Origin of the sequence: Streptomyces sp. NPDC059455, assembly GCF_042750115.1 — a bacterium.
In the GTDB taxonomy this organism is placed as follows: domain Bacteria; phylum Actinomycetota; class Actinomycetes; order Streptomycetales; family Streptomycetaceae; genus Streptomyces; species Streptomyces endocoffeicus.
Map to the genome: position 1 here is coordinate 1 of NZ_JBHYVB010000182.1, position 17,807 is coordinate 17,807.

18 protein-coding genes are annotated in these 17,807 nt (G+C 70.0%); 1 reads left to right on the plus strand and 17 read right to left on the minus strand.

Going from position 1 to position 17,807, the window contains the following annotated elements; all coding sequences use genetic code 11:
• Positions 1-129: 129 nt before the first annotated feature.
• The 15 genes from ACFXB5_RS41370 to ACFXB5_RS41440 all read right to left on the minus strand — a co-directional run bounded on the left by ACFXB5_RS41370 (position 130) and on the right by ACFXB5_RS41440 (position 13,108).
• The gene (locus ACFXB5_RS41370; RefSeq protein WP_385218562.1) at positions 130-1,770 is read right to left on the minus strand and encodes a penicillin-binding transpeptidase domain-containing protein; all 1,641 of its coding nucleotides are present in this window, start codon (positions 1,768-1,770) and stop codon (positions 130-132) included.
• 308 nt (positions 1,771-2,078) lie between these two features.
• Positions 2,079-3,344 carry a tyrosine-type recombinase/integrase gene (locus tag ACFXB5_RS41375; RefSeq protein ID WP_385218564.1) on the minus strand — a complete coding sequence of 422 codons (1,266 nt, stop codon included), beginning with the start codon at positions 3,342-3,344 and terminating at the stop codon, positions 2,079-2,081.
• Positions 3,345-3,436: 92 nt separating this feature from the next.
• On the minus strand, positions 3,437-3,691 hold the full coding sequence (locus ACFXB5_RS41380; protein WP_385218566.1) for a helix-turn-helix domain-containing protein: 255 nt from the start codon (positions 3,689-3,691) through the stop codon (positions 3,437-3,439).
• A gap of 220 nt (positions 3,692-3,911) precedes the next feature.
• On the minus strand, positions 3,912-5,717 hold the full coding sequence (locus tag ACFXB5_RS41385) for a DnaB-like helicase N-terminal domain-containing protein (protein WP_385218568.1): 1,806 nt from the start codon (positions 5,715-5,717) through the stop codon (positions 3,912-3,914).
• A gap of 88 nt (positions 5,718-5,805) precedes the next feature.
• Entirely contained in the window at positions 5,806-6,168 is a 363-nt protein-coding gene (locus ACFXB5_RS41390; RefSeq protein ID WP_385218570.1) for a hypothetical protein, read from the minus strand.
• A gap of 21 nt (positions 6,169-6,189) precedes the next feature.
• Positions 6,190-6,447 (minus strand): hypothetical protein, encoded by a 258-nt coding sequence (locus tag ACFXB5_RS41395; RefSeq protein WP_385218572.1) that lies wholly within the window; start codon positions 6,445-6,447, stop codon positions 6,190-6,192.
• On the minus strand, positions 6,444-6,644 hold the full coding sequence (locus ACFXB5_RS41400; RefSeq protein WP_385218573.1) for a hypothetical protein: 201 nt from the start codon (positions 6,642-6,644) through the stop codon (positions 6,444-6,446). The genes ACFXB5_RS41395 and ACFXB5_RS41400 overlap by 4 nt, the downstream gene beginning before the upstream one ends.
• A gap of 20 nt (positions 6,645-6,664) precedes the next feature.
• Positions 6,665-6,859, minus strand: a complete 195-nt coding sequence (locus ACFXB5_RS41405; RefSeq protein WP_385218575.1) for a hypothetical protein — start codon at positions 6,857-6,859, stop codon at positions 6,665-6,667.
• Between the two features lie 28 nt (positions 6,860-6,887).
• Positions 6,888-7,139, minus strand: coding sequence for a hypothetical protein (locus tag ACFXB5_RS41410; protein ID WP_385218577.1), 252 nt, complete (start codon positions 7,137-7,139; stop codon positions 6,888-6,890).
• A gap of 141 nt (positions 7,140-7,280) precedes the next feature.
• Positions 7,281-9,563, minus strand: coding sequence for a cell division protein FtsK (locus tag ACFXB5_RS41415; protein ID WP_385218579.1), 2,283 nt, complete (start codon positions 9,561-9,563; stop codon positions 7,281-7,283).
• Between the two features lie 82 nt (positions 9,564-9,645).
• Positions 9,646-10,317 carry a hypothetical protein gene (locus tag ACFXB5_RS41420; protein WP_385218580.1) on the minus strand — a complete coding sequence of 224 codons (672 nt, stop codon included), beginning with the start codon at positions 10,315-10,317 and terminating at the stop codon, positions 9,646-9,648.
• Positions 10,314-11,366 carry a DUF2637 domain-containing protein gene (locus tag ACFXB5_RS41425; RefSeq protein ID WP_385218582.1) on the minus strand — a complete coding sequence of 351 codons (1,053 nt, stop codon included), beginning with the start codon at positions 11,364-11,366 and terminating at the stop codon, positions 10,314-10,316. The genes ACFXB5_RS41420 and ACFXB5_RS41425 overlap by 4 nt, the downstream gene beginning before the upstream one ends.
• Positions 11,366-12,250, minus strand: coding sequence for a GGDEF domain-containing protein (locus ACFXB5_RS41430; RefSeq protein WP_385218584.1), 885 nt, complete (start codon positions 12,248-12,250; stop codon positions 11,366-11,368). Before ACFXB5_RS41430 ends, ACFXB5_RS41425 begins: the two co-directional genes overlap by 1 nt.
• A complete protein-coding gene (locus tag ACFXB5_RS41435) occupies positions 12,247-12,564 on the minus strand; it encodes a hypothetical protein (protein WP_385218586.1) in 318 nt (105 codons plus the stop codon). The genes ACFXB5_RS41430 and ACFXB5_RS41435 overlap by 4 nt, the downstream gene beginning before the upstream one ends.
• A gap of 358 nt (positions 12,565-12,922) precedes the next feature.
• Entirely contained in the window at positions 12,923-13,108 is a 186-nt protein-coding gene (locus ACFXB5_RS41440; protein ID WP_385218588.1) for a hypothetical protein, read from the minus strand.
• A gap of 603 nt (positions 13,109-13,711) precedes the next feature.
• On the opposite strand from ACFXB5_RS41440, the gene ACFXB5_RS41445 reads away from it, so the two are divergent.
• Positions 13,712-14,755 (plus strand): XRE family transcriptional regulator, encoded by a 1,044-nt coding sequence (locus ACFXB5_RS41445; protein ID WP_385218600.1) that lies wholly within the window; start codon positions 13,712-13,714, stop codon positions 14,753-14,755.
• Here the strand turns inward: ACFXB5_RS41445 and ACFXB5_RS41450 are convergent.
• Both ACFXB5_RS41450 and ACFXB5_RS41455 read right to left on the minus strand, forming a co-directional pair.
• A complete protein-coding gene (locus ACFXB5_RS41450; protein ID WP_385218590.1) occupies positions 14,739-15,542 on the minus strand; it encodes an NUDIX domain-containing protein in 804 nt (267 codons plus the stop codon). The two genes, ACFXB5_RS41445 and ACFXB5_RS41450, sit on opposite strands and share 17 nt — an antisense overlap.
• 192 nt (positions 15,543-15,734) lie before the next feature.
• Entirely contained in the window at positions 15,735-17,513 is a 1,779-nt protein-coding gene (locus ACFXB5_RS41455; RefSeq protein WP_385218591.1) for a dolichyl-phosphate-mannose--protein mannosyltransferase, read from the minus strand.
• Positions 17,514-17,807: the final 294 nt, after the last annotated feature.

Consider the following 17,807-nt stretch of genomic DNA (forward strand, 5'->3'; position numbering starts at 1 on the left):
CCCCGTATTTTCCCCGCGGGGGACTGCGGGGCCGCGCCCCCCGCCCCCCCCCCCCGCCCGCCCACCCGATAGCCCGCGGGGGGGGCGACCCACCCGCCGCCCCGGCTCCCGGGGCGTATCCGCGGAGGCTCAGCCCGCGCGCAGCAGGGCCGCCACCATCGGGCCCGCCGTGTCGCCGCCGTGGCCGCCCTCGGGGACCACACCGGCGGCCGCGACGTCGTCGCGGTACGCGCTGAACCAGCCGTTCGGCTTCTCCTGGTTGTCCACCTCGGCCGAGCCGGTCTTGGCGCCGAAGTCACCGCTCATCCCGGCCATCGCCTCGGCGGCGGTGCCCGAGGTGGCCGTCAGCTTCATCAGCTTCTTCAGCTGGTCGTGGGTGCTGGACTTCATCGTCCTGCTCGCCTTGGCCAGCGTCCGGTCGTCCAGCGACGGCGAGACCAGGTACGGCTGGCGGAAGGTGCCGGTGGTGGCGGTGGCCGCGACCGACGCCATGTTGAGCGGGTTCATCCGCACGCCGCCCTGGCCGATCAGCGAGGCGGCCTTGGAGGCCGCGGACTGCACCGGCACCGCGCCGTCGAAGGTGGGCACGCCGGTCTGCCAGTTGAGCCCGATGCCGAAGACGTCCCGGGCCTCCTTGCTCAGATCGTCGTCCTTCAGCTTCCCCGCCTGGCTGATGAAGGCCGTGTTGCAGGAGCGGGCGAAGCTCTGCTCGAAGGTGCCGTTCTTGATCTCGAACTTCTTGTCGTTCTGGAACTTCCAGCCGCCGTACTTGAAGTACTTCGGGCACGGATGCGGCTTGCCGTACGCCGCCAGACCCTTGTCCATCAGCGTCGTCGAGGTGATGATCTTCATCGTCGAGCCGGGTGCGTACGAGCCCTGGAAGGCGGTGTTGAAGCCGCTCGCGGGGGAGTTGGCCAGCGCGAGGATCTCACCGGTGCTGGGCTTGACCGCGACCACCGACGCCTTGGTGCGCTTGCTCACCTGCTGCTCGGCGGTGCGCTGGAGCGATGCGTCGATCGTGGTGCGGAGCGTGCCCGGGGTGCCCTTGGAGAGCACCTTGAGGGTCTTGTCGGGGGACTTGGAGCCCTTGGCGCGCTCGATCCAGGTCTCCACGCCCGCCTCGCCGCCCGCCTTCTTGCCGTACCGCTCGCGCAGCGCGGCCAGGGCGGTCTTGAGGGTCGGGTGCTCGGAGGCGGTCAGCTCCTTGCCGTCGCGGTCCACCGCCTTGATCGGCGGTGCCTCGGACGCGCCGGTCTTGAGCGTGTCGCCCTCGGCGAGGTCGGGGTGGACCACGGAGGGCTTCCAGGCGACGACCGGCTTGCCGGTCTTGGTGTCGCGGGTCACGGTCAGCGAGGATTCATACGTCCAGGGGACGCTCTCACCGCCGGAGGAGAGCTGGGCGTTGACCGAGAACGGCACCTTGGCACCGCTCGCCTGCCCCGCGTCCAGCGCCACCTTGGCCACCTTGACCTTTGTGCGGTAGCCGCTCAGCGCCGTGGTGGCGGCGCCGCTGTCGTCCGTAAGGGCGGCGGCCTTCGCCGTCTCGCCCGCCGACCAGGCCGCCAGGAACGCGTGGGCGGTGGTCTTGACCTCGGCCGCGCTGGGCGGGCCGGTCTTCACCTTCTTCAGGGACGGCTTGTCGTCACCCGAGCCGGCGCTCGCACCGTCCTTTGGGCCGGCTGAATCGTCCTGGCCGCTGCCGCAACCGGCCACACCGACCATGGCGGCGAATACCGCACCGACGATCGCGGCTCTCGCGCCACTCCGCATTTCAGAACCCCCACACTGTGTTCTCGGTTCCCCTCATCAGTCGATGAGGGCCGCGGTGCCCGGCACTCTACCGGCACCACGTGAAGCCCCCGCGCCCTCACCGTAGGGGGCGCGGGGGCCGTGGCCGGATCCATGCGGTGGGCCCGGGGCCGAGCCGGGGTCAGATCCAGGTGTCGAGCCACATGCGGGCGCGCCAGGAGTCCATGGGGATCGTCTGGCCCGTGTACAGCGGGAAGAAGTAGATGAAGTCCCGATTCCCGGACGCTTGTCCAGTCTGACCAGGGATTTTCCCTCTGACCAGGCCGCTCCTAGGTACCCTGGGCCGTCTCTGGGCCGTCCAGCGGCCCACCGGAGGCCCGATAGAGGGTGCCGACCGCCCGGCGGGTACGCCCCTCGCTGCTCGGCATCAGATGGGTGTAGACACGCAGCGTGAACCCGGGATCACTGTGCCCGAGGTACGTGCTCAGTGCCCGGATGCTCTCGCCCGCGTCCAGCAGGACGGACGCGTAGAAGTGCCTGAGCGCGTGCATGCCGTGTTCGCGCGCGGCCTGGTAGCGCTCGCCCTTCTCAGGCTCCGGGATGAAGCCAGCGGCGGCCAGAGCCGGTTTCCAGAGGTGATCATCGAAGTGGCTCGACCGCACGGCGCGGCCAGCCTGGCCGGTGAACAGCAACTCTTTCGTGACCATGGGCCCGTCCGGTGTGAGCCACGGAAGGGTCACCTTCACGGCGGGGAACTGCTTCAGGTGCGCCTGGAGAGCGGCGCCTACGACACTGGGGAGCGGCACGTCACGGAGCTTGCCGCGCTTCGGCGGAGCGAAGACGAACTTCCCCCGTACCCGCTTGAGCTGCTGCCGGACGGCGAGCCAGCCGCCCTCAAAGTCCACGTTGTCGATGGGCAGGCCAAATATCTCCCCCTGCCGCAGCCCACACCCCCCGCCCACGTCGACCATCGCGCGGTACCGCTTGGGCAGAGCGGCCCGGACGGCAAAGACCTGCTCTGGCGTCCAGGGGACCACCTTTGAAGGGCTTCCTTGGGGTCCCCTGACCGACTTGACCAGACAGGGGTTCCGAGGCATCAGACCGTCGTCCACAGCCGCGCTGAGGACGGCTGAGACGATCCCGAAGATGATCCGCCGATATGAAGCCGCCGGTACGGCGCTCTCCAGTTCGCTCAGCCAGGTCCGGATGTGTCCAGGCTGGAAGGACGCCAGAGGACGCGTCCCGATGTACGGGAAGGCATGGAGACGTAGACGTCGTTCCGCTGAATCCTGGCTGTTGATGTCCGTGGTATGTGTCGAAAGCCACTGCTCCCCGTACTGCTGGAACGTCATGCGCGCGGCGCGCGGGTCGATGTACTGGCCGCGCGACATGTCGGCGGCGATCTGGACGAGCCACTGTTCCGCCAGACGCTTCTGTTTGTCCGGGAATGACTTGCTCTTCTCGGTGCCGTCCGGGCCGACGTAGCGGGCGCGGTAGCGCATGCCGGTGCCGTGACGGTCGGTCTTGACGCGACGGGCGATCCCGCTCTGGTCGGTTTCGGCCTTGAACCAGCGATCTTGGATGTGACCTGCCATGCGGCGGTCCCTTCTCTGGGCAGAGCAGGGCAGGGGCGGGGCTGCGTGGCCCCGCCCCTGCTGGTGTGGGAGGTCTTCGGTTGGCTCTGGTGTCAGGCGGCCTCTTCGGCGGCCATGCGCGCGTCCTGCCAGCGCTTGACGGCTGCGGGGTCGTAGCGCACGTGCTTGCCGACGCGGAATCCGGGCGGGCCTATGCGCTTCTTGCGCCAGGTGTAGACGGTCTCTTTCGGGACTTCGAACATCTCGGCGATGTCGTCGGGGGTGAGGTAGCGATCCGGGAGTCCGGCCCGCAGCGTGGTACGGGGGTCGCTGGCGGGCGGCTGAGTCCTGGCCCCATGGGCGGACATGGTCAGTTCCCTTCGTATGTCCGGGCGGGGCGGTAAGGGCGATAAGGGTGATAAGCCGCTTGAGCTGGGCTTTTACGGCGTCGGTAAGGGGGGCGGAATGGTGGTCGGTAAGTCCTGGCCCATTGGCTCTGCGGACTTTCCACCCCGCTTACCGACTCCCTTACCGGCTCGCTGTCTTCGCAGGTCAGCAGGCTTATCTACCTTTTCGCCCTTACCGGCCTCAGCCCGTGTAGGCGAGGACAGTGGTCGGGCGGCCTGCGGTCGGCTTCTGCGTGCGGCTGTAGCCGGGCAGGTCCAGTAGTGCGGCCGTGAGCCGTTCACGCTCTGCCTTGCCCGTGCTCTTGAACAGCTTCCGAACCTGCTCGCCCGTGAGCCCCTCCGCTCCGGCCGCGCGGACGGCGGTGGCGAGCTTGTCCACCTTGGGGTCACCGGAGACGTTGCCGAGCAGGTGGACGGCGGATGCGCGGGCGTAGTCGAGGAGGTGCCAGGCGGCGCGCATGTGGTGCTCGGCGATGGTGTCGGTGTGGTCGCAGAGGGCGTAGACCATGGCGGCCCGCTGTACGTACGGGGCGGCGCGGGCGGTGAACTGGGCGATCACCCCGCCCGCTGAGTCGTCCTCGCTGAGCGCCGGATAGACCTCGTCGCAGTACAGCGACCACGCGTCCGGGCTGAACTTGACCTCTTCGACGCTGGCGGCGTCGGCGAGGACCGTGCGCCAGCCTGCAGCGAGGTTGTCGACCAGTTCTGGGCTCGCGCCGCGTGAGCCGGGCAGGATGAGGTTGCGGTGGCAGAAGATCGGCAGGAAGCGGTTGTAGGTGCCTCCGGCCATCTCGGAGTCCTGCATCTTGGCCCGGAACTCCTCGGGGGTGATGTGGCCGAGGATCGCGATGTGCGGGTCCGTGGCCTTGAGGGAGTCGCGGACCATCGAGCCGAGAGAGTCACCGTCCCATGCCTGCCGCAGCACGCCCGGCAGGCTGCTGCCCTCGCGTCGCCCACGGCTCATGGTCACCGCGTACTCCGACTCCAGGACCCACAGCCGCTTGTCGACGCTGGCGTGGGACGCGTCTTCGCTGTCGTCGTCCTTGACGTACTCGATCAGCCCTTCCCCTGAGTTCAGGCCGCGTGGTGTGTGCTCGGGGCCGAAGAAGTCCGGCAGGGCCTCGGAGAGCACCCGCCGCGCGGTCGACGTCGCTGACCCCTTCCGGCCCGAGGACGTCGGGCCGATCGTCAGGGCCCAGATCAGGCAGGGGTGCCGGTCGTTGCCCACCATCAGGTGCGGGCGGCGGCCGATGGCCGCCCCGGCCGCTGACAGTAGGTTGACCAGCACCGCGATCGGGTCCGCCTCGCTCGTGGGGTCCAGCTCGCGCACGGTTTCGCCGACCCAGCCGCAGAACACATCCGGGTGCGGTGTGGGCCCCGGCCGGTGCGGGCGGCGGATGCTTGAGTGCGGGTCGTAGAGGGGGTTCGGGGGTCCGGCCGGGGTGCCGGCACTGTCGCTCTCCTGCACGGCCGGGCTCGCGGCAAGCTCGGTGACCTCAGCGAGCATGGCGGCCCGGACCTCTTCAGCGTCCGTGCCGGGTTCGGCGGCCAGTTGCGCGAGCCGGTTACCGGCCTCGATCAGGCGGCGGCGGTCGGCCTTGTCGCGGACGATCTCGGCGTAGTACTCGGCGTTGGCGGCGGTAGGCACGGCCTGTACGAGGGTGTGCAGGTAGCTCGCGCCGCCGACGCGTGCGAGGTCGCCGCGCTTGTCGAGGTGGTGCGTGAGGGTGATGGGGTCGACGGGCTGGCCCTGGTCGTGCAGCTCGCGGATGGCGCGGTGAATCGTCTCGTGCGCAGGCCTGTAGTGGTCGGCGGGGTCCATTGCTGCGGCCACATCGTCGATGGCGGCGGCGGACAGCAGCATGGCACCGAGAACGGACTGCTCGGCTTCGAGATCCTGCGGGGGCGTCCGGTCAATGCGAGGCTCGGCGCCGCCGTGCAGCGTACGCACGTTGTCGTACGGCGACGGGGCGGGCTCGGGTGCCACTATTGAGTCCTCCTGTCTGTCTGCGGATGGATGGGGTAGGGCCGGGGCGGTCGCGGTCTTTGGCGAGAGGGCGACCGCCCCGGTGCAGCTATGCGGCGTAGCTGATGGGGCTCAGCGCGGAGTGCGCGCTGTCGAGGGTTTCGGCGAGGTTCCGGGCGTCGTCTGCCGCCCAGCCGAGGGCGGCCTGGACGGCGGCCATGTCGTCATCCGTGTTCGGGCCCCGGTCGCTGCGCAGGTGACCGCCGTCGTGCAGGTTGGCGAGGAAGGCCGTGATCTGTTCGAAGGTCTGCGGGAGGCGCTGTACGAGGGTCTTGAGGTTGGCGACGGTGTTGTACGCGTCGCCCGGGTACTCCAGGCCGTTGCCCCATTTGAGGGTGGCGTGGTTGAGCTGGCGGATGGCTTCGGCGGCCGCGTCGGAGAGTTCGGCGGCGGTCATGGTCTGCTGCGGCATGGTGGATCGCTCCTGGACTGTTCAGGCCGCGTTGCGGCGGTTGGCGGGGAAGTCGATGACCTGGGCGAGGCGAGCGGGAGCGGTCTGGGGCTTGCCTTTCATGCGGCCCTTGGGCGGGGGCTCGGGGCCCTCGTCGGGCGGGCCGGGCCGGTAGGCGGCGCACACCGCGGCTTCGATGGCGTCGCGGCGGCGGGCGCGGCGGTGTCCGGCGAGGCACACCGGGCCGAGGATCGCGCCGGGCGCCAGCAGCGCGGCGGCGGTGATCAGTTCGGGGGTCACGGGGTTTCTCCTCGGAGAGCGGCGAGGATGTCGGGGAGGTTGCCGCCGAGGGAGGCGAGGCGGCGTTCGATGGCCTGCCAGGACTCGGGGTCGATGCTCATCAGCGCGCCGAGGGTCGCGGGCACATCACCGCGCTGGTGGGCGGCGAGGGCGTCGCGGAGTTCGCCAGCGGCCATGAGCGTGATGCGCTCGTTCACGTGGACCGGCCCCCTGAAGGTCAGCTGCCGATGCCGGTGATGGCGTCGGTGATGGAGGTGACGGTCTTGTTCACGGACGGGGCCGCGTCGGTGTTGGCGAGGTAGAAGCCGAACAGCACGGCGACGACGGCGGCCCCGGTGCGCAGGTGCCCGCCCTTGAACAGAGCGCCCAGGCCGATGGCGAGCAGCAGCACCAGGGAGACGGTGACGGTCATGGGCGTAAGCCCCTTTCTGGGAGCAGGGTCAGCGGGTGCCGTCGCGGTGGATGCGGGCGGCGCGGTTGTAGAGCCAGCGACCGGCGCGTATGCGCTTGCCGCGGCCCTTGCAGCGGCGGCAGTCCTTGCCGCGCTTGGGGCGTCCCTTGCGGTCGGTGGTCGTGGCGAAGCCGAAGCCGTTGCACTTGCGGCAGGTCCCGAACGGGCTCGCCGCACACACCGACGCGTAACCGAGCGTGACGATCAGCAGGCAGGCGATAGCGAGGAGGATTAGGGTCACGAAGTGCCTCCGAGGGCGGGTTTCAGGGGTTTCCGCAGGTGGGCCGCTATCGGCTAGCGGCCTGATCAGCCCCCATACGGGGCGCTAGCGGGGTCTCTAGCGCTAGAGGGTCCGCCCCCTAGCGTTAGAGACCTTTCACGGTCAGCCCGCGTCGCGGTTTCGGTCACGCTCCGCAATCGCGGTGACGATGTGGGCGCGCTCGAAGCCGGTCCGGTTGACGGTCTTGCCGTTGATCCGCCGGGCCACCTGGCCGGTGGCCACGCCGTACGGCTTGAGCGCGGTGGTCAGCTGCCGCGCCTTGTCCGCCGGGGCCATCTCGCCCCACGCGCCGTACTTCTCCGGCCGCAGCTCGGCGAGGCGGTCGACGGTGACGTCGTTCCACGGCTTGGCCTCATCCGCCGGGACGACGGCCAGGATGTCCTCAAGCAGCGGATCCGCCACCTCGCGCCGCTCCGGCGTCTGACCGGCGGCGATGCCGCGCAGCGTGCCTGCGTCGGCGCGTGCCTTGCGTGCGCGCTCGCAGATGGCGTCAGCTTCCTCGTTGTCCATGTAGTAGCCGCGCACGATCTGCGGTTCGTCGGCGGCGCCGACCAGGTAGCCGATGCCCTTGTCGGACCTGGTGAACGAGGTGGCGCGGATGCCGCTCTTGTACAGCGACGTGCCCAGGATCATGTCGTTCTCCAGCTGGCCCATGACCCGCAGGCAGAAGCGGGTGCCCACGTTCGCGCTGATCGCGGTGGGCAGAGAGTCCTTGTCCGGGCGCTGCGTGGCCAGCAGCAGGATGACCCCGAGTGCCCGGCCGCGCTTGATGATGCCGGTGCACAGGGTCCCGGCTTCCTTGCCGTACTTCTCGTGGCTGAAGAGTTCCTGGCATTCGTCGATGGCGAGCACCAGGGGGTGCAGTCCGAGGGAGCGGTTCGCGGCCAGTTCCGGGGTGACCTTGTTCTCCGGGCATTTGTCCTTGGGCAGGGAGCTGATGACCTTGGCCCGGCGCTCCAGGTCTTTGTAGACGTAGCGGATGCAGTCCAGAGTTGCCGCGGCCGTTTCGTCGTCCGCGCCGGAACCGTAGTCGGCTGCCACCCGCTTGAGCGGGTCCAGGTCGCCGGTGCCCTTCAGCTCCCATACCAGCAGCTCAGCGAGCACATCCAGAGCCGAGGCCAGCAGCGCGGTACGCAGGCTGAACGTCTTGCCCATGCCGGGCATGGCGCCGATGAGGACGTTGTCGTACATCAGCGTGATGTCGACGTTCCGGCCGCGCTGGTCGGTGCCGAACGGCAGCGGCTTGAACAGCGATGCCGCCCCGGTCCTGGCCAGCGGCCATGCAGGCTTGGGCACCTTGTTCAGCGGCCGGTCGCCGACCCACAGCATCATCCGTCCGGCGTGCTCGTCGGTGACCGGCTCGGGCCACACGCACCCCAGCGGGCGGCGCAGGCCGGACGCGAGCTTCTCGCGCCGGTCGAGGATGTCGGGGACGGTTACGCCGTAGGGCAGGTCGACATCCGCGCGCCAGCCGGGGCCGTCGCGGGTGATCGGGGCAGGGAACCTGATGCCCTCCCCGCCCTTGCCGAGCGCCTTGTTGATCTCGGCAATGCCGAGGGCGCCCAGAGCGCGTTCCACGATGCCGCTCGTCAGTCGCTCGACTTCGGTCGTGACGACCGCGCGGGAGATGACGGGCTTGTCGGAGGGGGCGCCCAGGAAGCCGAATCCGGCGGTCAGCAGTGCCAGCACCAGCACCTCCAGCCAGGCGGGGGCGAGCACGAACAGCACGATGGCGAGCACCGGGCCGACGATCAGGCCGAGCAGCATGAGGATGCCGCGCAGCTTGACCCGGTGGTCGCGCTGCCGCGACAGCTTCAGGTACTCCTCGACGTTCTCGCGCCGGGCGGCAACCTGACGCAGCGGCTCCCCCTCGGTGTCGGCGACCCACCGCAGGGTGCCGCCGACGAACTTCGCCAGTCCGGCCGGGGCCTGGAAGGCGAGTCGGGCGGAGTACCAGGGCAGGCGCACCGCGTGGAAGGCGGTGGTGTGCCAGGCGTAGCCGCCGAGCCAGCCGATCGCGTTGACGAACTCCGGCTTGGACCTCGCCCACGCCGGGATCACCTCGCGCCGCTGCCCGGCCCGGAGTCGGTCCATCAGGCCCGGACCGGACGGGGCCGGACCGTCGACCATCACGACCGATCGGTCGTCCGACTCACCGTCTCCCGAGTCGCCCGACCGGTCGGCATCCGCAGTAGCCGACTCGGACGGCTCGGAGTCGGGCGACGCGTCGGCGTCGGGTCGGGTAGTGGGGTTGGCCGACTCGGCACGGGCGGACCGGGCCTTGCTGAAGTCGACCACTTCGCCCCCGGAGTCGGGCGTGGAGTCGGCGGCTATCTCGGCTTCGAGTCGGTCGAAGAATTCGTTGTCGTCGTCGGGGTGGTTCACTGAAGGTTCCTTCCAACTGGGAGGGATGGCGGGGCCCGGTGCATCGCTTTGGTCGGTTGAGGACCGGGCCCCGTACGGTCGGTTAGGCGACGTCGGGTACGGGGCGCGGGGTGAGGTCGGCCCAGTGGGTGAGCACGTCGCGGCGGGGGTTCGCCCAGCCACTGGGGCGCATGGGCATTTGCAGGCCCAGGAAGTCTTCGCCGCAGGCCACTACCAGCGGCTTGGTCCCCCCGGCGCTCCACACGGTCAGAGACTGGTTGCGTTCGGCGCCGCCGGACTTGCCCCAGCGGGCCAGCAGCGTGGAGTTGAGGCAGACTTCCTGCCGCAGGTTGGGCGCCGTGGCCAGGGCGTCGGCGAGCAGCTTGCGCCACTGACCGCCCGCCCATGGCTTGCCGAGCGGAAGCTCGGCGCTGGGAATCTCCAGCGCCTGCCCTTCGGCTCGCACCGTGAGCGCGTCGGTGTCGACCCCCGCCCGGTGCTCCAGCATCAGCGGGCAGCGGCGGTTGAAGCGCGCGAATGCCCGCAGCGGCTTCAACGCCTGCCCGGTCACCAGCACCCCCCACGGCTTGGCCGGTTCGGTCTCCAGTCGACGACGGGCCACGGCCATGGTGTGACGGTCGGTGGCCACCGCGTACAGGTAGCTGCCGCGAGCCTCGAAGAACACCCCGTTGACCTCGGGCAGGTCGTCAGTGGGGTACATGTGGCCGCTGACCTGCTCCAGCAGGTACGGGAAGTCGGCGATGGGCCCGATCATGCTGCTTCTCCCTCGGTACGGTCGGTCTCGTCTGCGGTGGTGTTGGCGTCGGGCTCGGTGTCCACGGCGTGCAGCGGACGGTCATCGGCGCGCTCGGCCTTCAGCGCGTCGCGCAGTGAGCGGGCGTGCTCCGCGCTACAGCGGAGCTCCTTCCGGATCGGATCGGCCTTCAGCCGCTCCTCGGGCCAGTCCGCCGTGACCTCGCGGGCCTCGGCGAGCAGCTCATCGAAACCGCGGGCCTTCCGGGAGGGCTTGGCTGCCCTGCCCGGCCGCCGTCGCGGCTTCGGCTCGGACTTGGGCTCCTCGGCCTGGTCGTGCTTGTGCTCCGGTTCCTCCGGGGGCGGGGGTGCCGGCATGGGGTCCGGCTCGGCTGCGCTGGCGGGGGCCTGGTCGCCGAGCTTGAGCAGCACGCGTTCCCGGCGCGGGGTCTTCGAGCGCCACCGCCGCCCGTGCTGCTCGCGCAGCTCGGCGCGGGCCAGCTGCCGCTCGCGCTCACGGCCGAGTGCGTCGGCGTAGGAGGTGATCTCCCACAGGGTCATGCGGCGCCACAGGGCGAACGTCGACAGCGGAGCGAGCAGCCAGCGCGAGCGCCGGATGCGCTCCATGCGGCTGCCGATCGCGGCGCCGATCCGCACCGCGTAGACGTGCGCGGCCACCTCGGAGAGCACCACCCACAGCAGCGGCATCGTCCCGTGCGCGACCTTCGCCGACAGCGAGTGCCCGGCCGCGACGTTCAGCCAGCAGGTGACCAGCGTCAGCGCCCAGGGCACGAAGCGCACCCACGCGAGCGGCATGTTCATCCGGATCAGCAGCAGGTTCGCCACGGTGAACACCGGCACCGCCGCGTCGATGCCCACCGGCAGCATCCACGGATACCGGAACCCCCATTGGGCCCCGGCCGCCGACACCGCGTCGAACGATGCCGCGAACCCCAGCGCGCCCACGCCGATGCCCGCAGCACCGACCACGAGCAGCAGGATCCTTTCCCTGCGGGACAGCGGCGGTACCTGCGGAGCGGTGGCCTGGCCGGTCTCGGCCGCGATGGTCATCACGAGGCCCCTTCCGCGTCGTTGTCCGGGGCGGGGCCGCACACGCAGTTCTCCGGATCGGCGCCCTGGCCGATCGAGCAGGCGCAGCACAAGCCGAGCGGCTCGATGACCTCGCCCGGCGCCATCGTGCAGCGGTCGCACTGGCCGGTGTCCGGCTGCCACTCCTGCGCGTCCTCGAACTGCTCGTGCTCGTAGTCGTCGTAGTCGTCGGCCTCTTCGAAGAGGTCGTAGCCGTCGTAGCGAGCGCTCATGGGTTCCTCGTTGCTGGTGCCGTTGCGGCCGTCGCGGCGACCGTTGACGGTGCGGCGTGTGGGGGCGGTGCTGTCGGTGATGGCCCATCCGCCGCCGGTCTGCTTGGCCTGGTACATGACCTCGTCCGCCCGGCGGAGCGCGACGGGCAGGGCCGGGGCGGAATGGGGAGCGTGGTAGGCGCCGATCGAGGCGCCCAACGTGATCAGGTGGCCGTCGAATTCGACCGGCTCACAGACGATCCGGTGCAGCGTGGACAGCTCCACGGGCAGATCCGAGGGGTGCGGCATGCTGACGACGGCGGCGAACTCATCCCCGCCCAACCGGCCAACGGCTCCGTTCTGCACGTGCACCCAGAGGCCCAGGCGCTCACCGGCTGCGCGGATGGCCGCGTCCCCAGCCGCGTGCCCCATCGTGTCGTTCAGGGCTTTAAAGCCGTCCAGATCGATGAGCAGTACCGCGCACCGCTCCTCGCGCAGAAGGTGTGCGGCGTGCTTCTCGAACGCGGCCCGGGTGGGCAGGCCGGTGAGCGGGTCGCGGCGGGCCCGGTCGAGGCTGCGGCGGAACCACAGCCCGTGGACAGCCCATCCGGCGGCCAGCGGCGCGGCGGCGGCCACGGTGTGCAGGAAACTCATGCCGCCGCCCCCTTCCTCGAGGAACGGCGCGTGCGCGCGGCGGACCGCAGCAGCGGGACCGTCTTGGTCAGCTCCTTGGCGTAGAGCGCGTCCCATCCGGCGATCTCATCGCCAGCGGCAGCAGCCTCACGCAGGTCGCGCAAGACCTCCCGAGCTACGGCCAGCCGCGCCCGGCGGTCCTTGGCCGACTCCGGGTGCGGCGGACCGACGAACAACTCACGATCCAGGCCAACGGGTCCCTCATCGAAGCCGAAAGCCAACTCCTCGAACTCGGAGGCACTGACGGCCTCCTGATCTCCTATGTATGTACGCATCGTGGAACTCCTGCTGCCTGATCAGGCAGGGGGTAGGGCCCGGGGCGGTCGCGGTCTTTGGCGAGAGGACGACCGCCCCGGGCGCTTGAGGTGACAGAGGTGGGCTACCGGGTCCCGCTTCCGCCGCAGGAGCCGCAGGTGCGCCAGGTCTGGCGGGTGACCCCACCGTCCGAGGTGTCCTCGGTCCGACCGCCAGCGCCCCCGCAGGAGCCGCATGTCATGCTGGTAATCACAGGTTGCCTCTATCCAGGTGCCTGTACGCGGTCCCTGGGGTGCCACCCGGGGGCCGCTTGTCGTTGAAGTCGGGGAATCCCGGCTCCCCTCACCGCCCGTGCAAGACAGGCGGATCGGGCAACCGTCAGCTGAGCTGAATGTCGGTCGCGGTGAGATCCCGGCCCGGCACGGTGCTCGCCCACCCCTGGATGTCGGTGCGCGCCCGCTCCGGGGTGTACGTGTCGTCGCCCTCGGCCTGGCCCTGCGCGGTCCCGGTCTCACCGGTCCGCACATCGCGCACGGTCGCTGTGAAAGAGAACTTCTTGCCCATGAGGGCTCCTCTCGGATGAGTGGCCCGGGACGGTCTGTCCCGGCTCCCTTCACCGCCCGGCCATGAGCCGAGCGGACAGCGGACGGGGAGGGAGTTGCACCCTCGCCCCCGCAGGGGCGCTCTGCGCGCCGTCCGGTGGTCTGCCTCCAGCCGTGCCGCACCACCTCCCATCAGCGGCTTTGGCTGGGACCTATGCGGTTGTCAAGGAACCGTGACTTCCTTCGGGCCGCCATCACGCGCTGCCTTCCGGGCCTGGTTGAGCAGGTCGAACCACGAGCGGGATCCCTTTGAGGGGGTCCCCTCTCTGCGCACCAGATGCAAGTCCCGGGATGCTGAACCTTCGGAACTCGCCATCTGTGCGCACCTCCAGAGAAGCGGCCCGACCAACATTCGTGTAGCCAACAGCGATTCACGCGAGGGCTGTTAAGGCTGGGGTTAACCCCTGTGGACCTGCGGCGATATGAGGCATCCTGCTGTTGGAGGCGCCGAACTGATCTGGGGAGAGCGGTCCGTGTGAACGAGGCCTTGAAGCTGGCGCGATTGCGGCGCGAGTGGTCGCAAGAACGACTCGTACGCGAGATCGAGCGGCACGCGAAACAGCACCTGCTCGACGTGGCGTCGACAGCGAGCCTGCGGGTCTACGTGTCGGAGTGGGAGAACGGCAAGCGCACCATCTCGGCTCGGTACGCCACGATCCTCCGGGCGCTGCTCGGTCTCACTGACGGAGAGTTGCGCGGGACGGGCGAGCCCGCTGTGTCGCTGCCCATGGCGGGAGGCTATGACGAGCTGGTCAGCCGCATTGACTCGGCGCGGACTGTCGGCCTCGACATGGTGCAGTCGTTCATGGAGCAGACCGAGCTACTGCGGACCTTCGATCGTCAGATGGGCGCTGCGAGCCTGGTTGACCAGATGACAGGACACCTTGCGAGGCTCGAAGACGCGCTCACGTTCGCGGTCCTCCCGGAGACGCGTCGCCCCGTGGCGCGGGCCCTCGCGGGCGCGGCCACGCTCGCCGCTTGGCAGGCGCTGGACGTGGGCGCGGTCGAACGTGCCTGGCGCCACTACGAGCTGGGCAAGCGGGCCGCCCAGGAGGCGGAAGAGCCGATGTACCTCGTGCACGCCATGGCGGAGCAAGCGAACGTGTTGCTCGATGCGGGGCGGCCTGAACTCGCGGTGAGCGTCGTGCAGAACGCGCAGCGCGAGGCCAAGGGGCGGGTGTCGCCTCGGCTGCAAGCATGGCTGCATGCCTCCGAGGCGGAGGTGCACGCACACACAGGGCAGCCCGACGAGTGCCGGCGGGCACTCGACAGGGCCGCAACCGTTCTGCCCGGCGGGGCCGAGGATCGCGACCCTGACATGTTGAGCATCTTTCTGAACGCTGGGCACCTCGCTCGATGGCGCGGAAACCTGCTCGCCCTGGTCGGCGATAACGAGGCGGTGGACAGCCTCTACCAGGCGCTCGACGTGATGGATCCGACTTTCGTACGTGCTTCGGCTGGTGTTCGGTGCGACCTGGCACAAGCCCATCTCGCTCGGGGGGAATTCGACCAGGCGCAGGAGCATCTACGCGAAGCGCGGCTGTTGGCGGGCCGCACGGGGTCCGTGCGGCGCCGCCGTCGAATTGAACAGCTCACGCAGAGGCTGTAGGGCTGTTATCCGCTCGTGTAGCGAGGATATGGAGAAGGGCAACGAGGGTGCCCGATCCCATGAGGTCTCCCCGAGCCATGAGCGTGGGGATATCGGCTATGGGGACCCATTCGACGTGTCCGGCTTCCTCAATGTCGGTGGGGTCCCCGATGCGTTGCGCGCCTCGCCCGACAAAGATTGCGTGCGGTGAATCCACCATGCCGACCATGGGCTGATAGGTGACGACGTGCTCAAGTGAGTCCGGCCGCCATCCAGTCTCTTCTTCGACTTCCCGCAGCGCCGTACGCTGGGCGTCTTCCCCGGCGTCCACGATGCCACCCGGGAGCTCCCACCCCCATTCCTGCGGCACGAAGCGGTATCGCCAGAGCATCAGTACGCGGTCCTGGTCGTCCAGCACTGCCGCAATCGCGACGTTTTGAAGTCGCACGACGTGATGTTCGAAGCGCTCCACTCCCGGTGGCTCAACGTCCACCAGGTCGATTTTCACCCAGCGGTTGTCATAGATGGTGCGTTCGCCATGGATTCGCCAGGGCTCCAGCCCTTCCGGCTTGCTGACACTCACCGCGTCGTTCGAGTGGTGAGAACGCACGAAGTAGGAACTGCGTCCCCGGACCCCCAGGACTTTCTCTGTGACGAGTCGAGCCAGCACCGCGCGCAGCGCGGTGCGTCCTATTTCGAGGTCATCAACGAGGGTGCGTTCCGACGGAAGCTTGTCGCCCGGCGACAGCTTCCCGGACGCGATCCATTCCCGGATCGTGCTGTACGCCCGCGCGGACTTAGGCCCCATCCCTTGAGCACACTCCCAATTCGTTGACTGGCGTCGCGTACCAACGTCCTGACCAGGCTACGGCAGCGGTGACCACGGCGGGCGCGCTCCACTTTCCGGGCCGTCTGTGGGCCGTCCGGGGTCGACCAGTGACGACCGACGACGACCAACAACGACCGGAACGGCGAGCGCACCCGCGAGCTGTCCTCACAGCTAGATCCAGGTGTCGAGCCACATCCGGGCCCGCCAGGCGTCCATGGGGATCGTCTGGCCCGTGTACAGCGGGAAGAAGTAGATGAAGTTCCAGATGATCAGCAGGACGAGCGCGCCCGAGCCGACCGCCCCGATCACCCGGCGGGTCTCGCTCGCGCCCGGTGGCCCCAGCAGCGCGCCGATCATCATCGCCACTCCGAGGCACAGGAAGGGCACGAAGACGACGGCGTAGAAGGAGAAGATCGTCCGATCCTGGTAGAGGAACCACGGCAGATAGCCCGCGGCGATCCCGCACAGGATCGCGCCCGCCCGCCAGTCGCGCCGCAGCGCCCACCGGAACAGCAGGTACAACAGCGCGAAACAGCCCGTCCACCACAGCAGCGGGGTGCCGATGGCCAGCACCTCGCGGGCGCACTTCTCGGCGGCGTCCTTGGGGCAGCCCTCCTGGCCGGCCCGCGGGGACTCGTAGAAGTACGAGACCGGGCGGGACTGGACCATCCAGCTCCACGGATTGGACTGGTAGACATGCGGCGAGTCGAGATTGACGTGGAACTTGTAGACCTCGGACTCGTAGTGCCACAGGCTGCGCAGCGGGTTGAGCAGCCAGTCGAAGGCGCCGTCGGTGCGGTAGCCGCCGCCGTCGGGCTTGCCGGACTCGGCCCAGTGGCGGAAGTAGCCGCTGTGCCGCCAGCCGCGCCCCTCGGCGTAGCTGCCGCTCGAGGTGAACCAGCCCGACCAGGAGGCGATGTACGTGAGGATCGCCACAGGCACCAGTGAGACGAACGCCCAGCCCAGATCGCGCCGCAGCACCGCCCGGTAGGGGCGGAGGGCGCCCGCGGTGCGGCGGCTGCCCACGTCCCACAGGACGGTCATCAGGCCGAAGGCCGCCAGCACGTACAGCCCGTTCCACTTGGTGCCGATGGCCAGGCCCAGCAGCACCCCGGCCGCGATCCGCCACGGCCGCGCGCCCAGCTTCAGGCCCCGGCCGACCGCCGGGTCCGGCCGCGCCGCGCCGTGCTCACCGGCCGGCAGCGCCGCCGCCAGCCTGGCGCGCGCCCGGTCCCGGTCGACGAGCAGACAGCCGAAGGCTGCCAGCACGAAGAACATCACGACCAGGTCGAGCAGCGCCGTGCGGCTCATCACGTAGTGCAGCCCGTCCACGGCCATCAGCGCGCCCGCGAGGCAGCCGAGGAACGTCGACCGGAACAGCCGCCGCCCGATCCGGCACAGCATCAGCACCGAGAGGGTGCCGAGCACCGCGACCATGAACCGCCAGCCGAACGGATGCAGCCCGAAGAACTGCTCGCCGAGCCCGATGACCCACTTGCCCACCGGCGGGTGCACCACATATGAGGCCGCGTCGCTGAGCGGGATGTGCTGCGGGGCGTCGAGAATCCGGTCGTTGGCGGATTTCGGCCAGGTGCCCTCGTAGCCGTACTCCCAGATCGACCAGGCGTCCTTGGCGTAGTACGTCTCGTCGAATATGACGTTGTCCGGGCTGCCCAGATGCCAGAAGCGGGTCAGCCCGGCGCACAGCGCGACCAGCAGCGGACCGCCCCAGCCGCTCCAGCGGGCGATTCTGGCCGCCGCTGAGGGGGTCGCGCCGAGGATCTCCCAGAGCCGGGTGCCCGGCTCCGCGTACGGCGGGACCAGCCGCTCCCGTACGCCGGGCCTGGTCTGGCCCGCGTATCCGAAACGGCGCAGCCGGCGCTGCCAGGCCGGCGGCTGCTGGCCGGTGGCTTTGCCCGGCTGGGCGTGGGTCGCGGTGTCACTGCTCACCGGGCCATCGTAGGGAAGCGGTCTGTGAGTGTGGCGGGGAAAGGCGGCGAACGGGGATTCGTGCCCGGGGCGGCGGCCTCGGGGGCGAGCCCGCGGCCGCCCGGGGGCCGACCCCGCGGCTGGTCGCGGCCGACCCTGCGGCTGGTCCCGGGCGACGCCGCGGCCGCCCAGGTGCCGACCCCGCGGCTGGTCCCGGCCGACGCCGCGGCCCGGGGGCGGGGGCCCCGCCGCCCGGGGCGCGGTCTGGGGGGGGGCGTGGGAGCCGGTGTCTGGGGGTGGCCCCCGCGGGCGCTC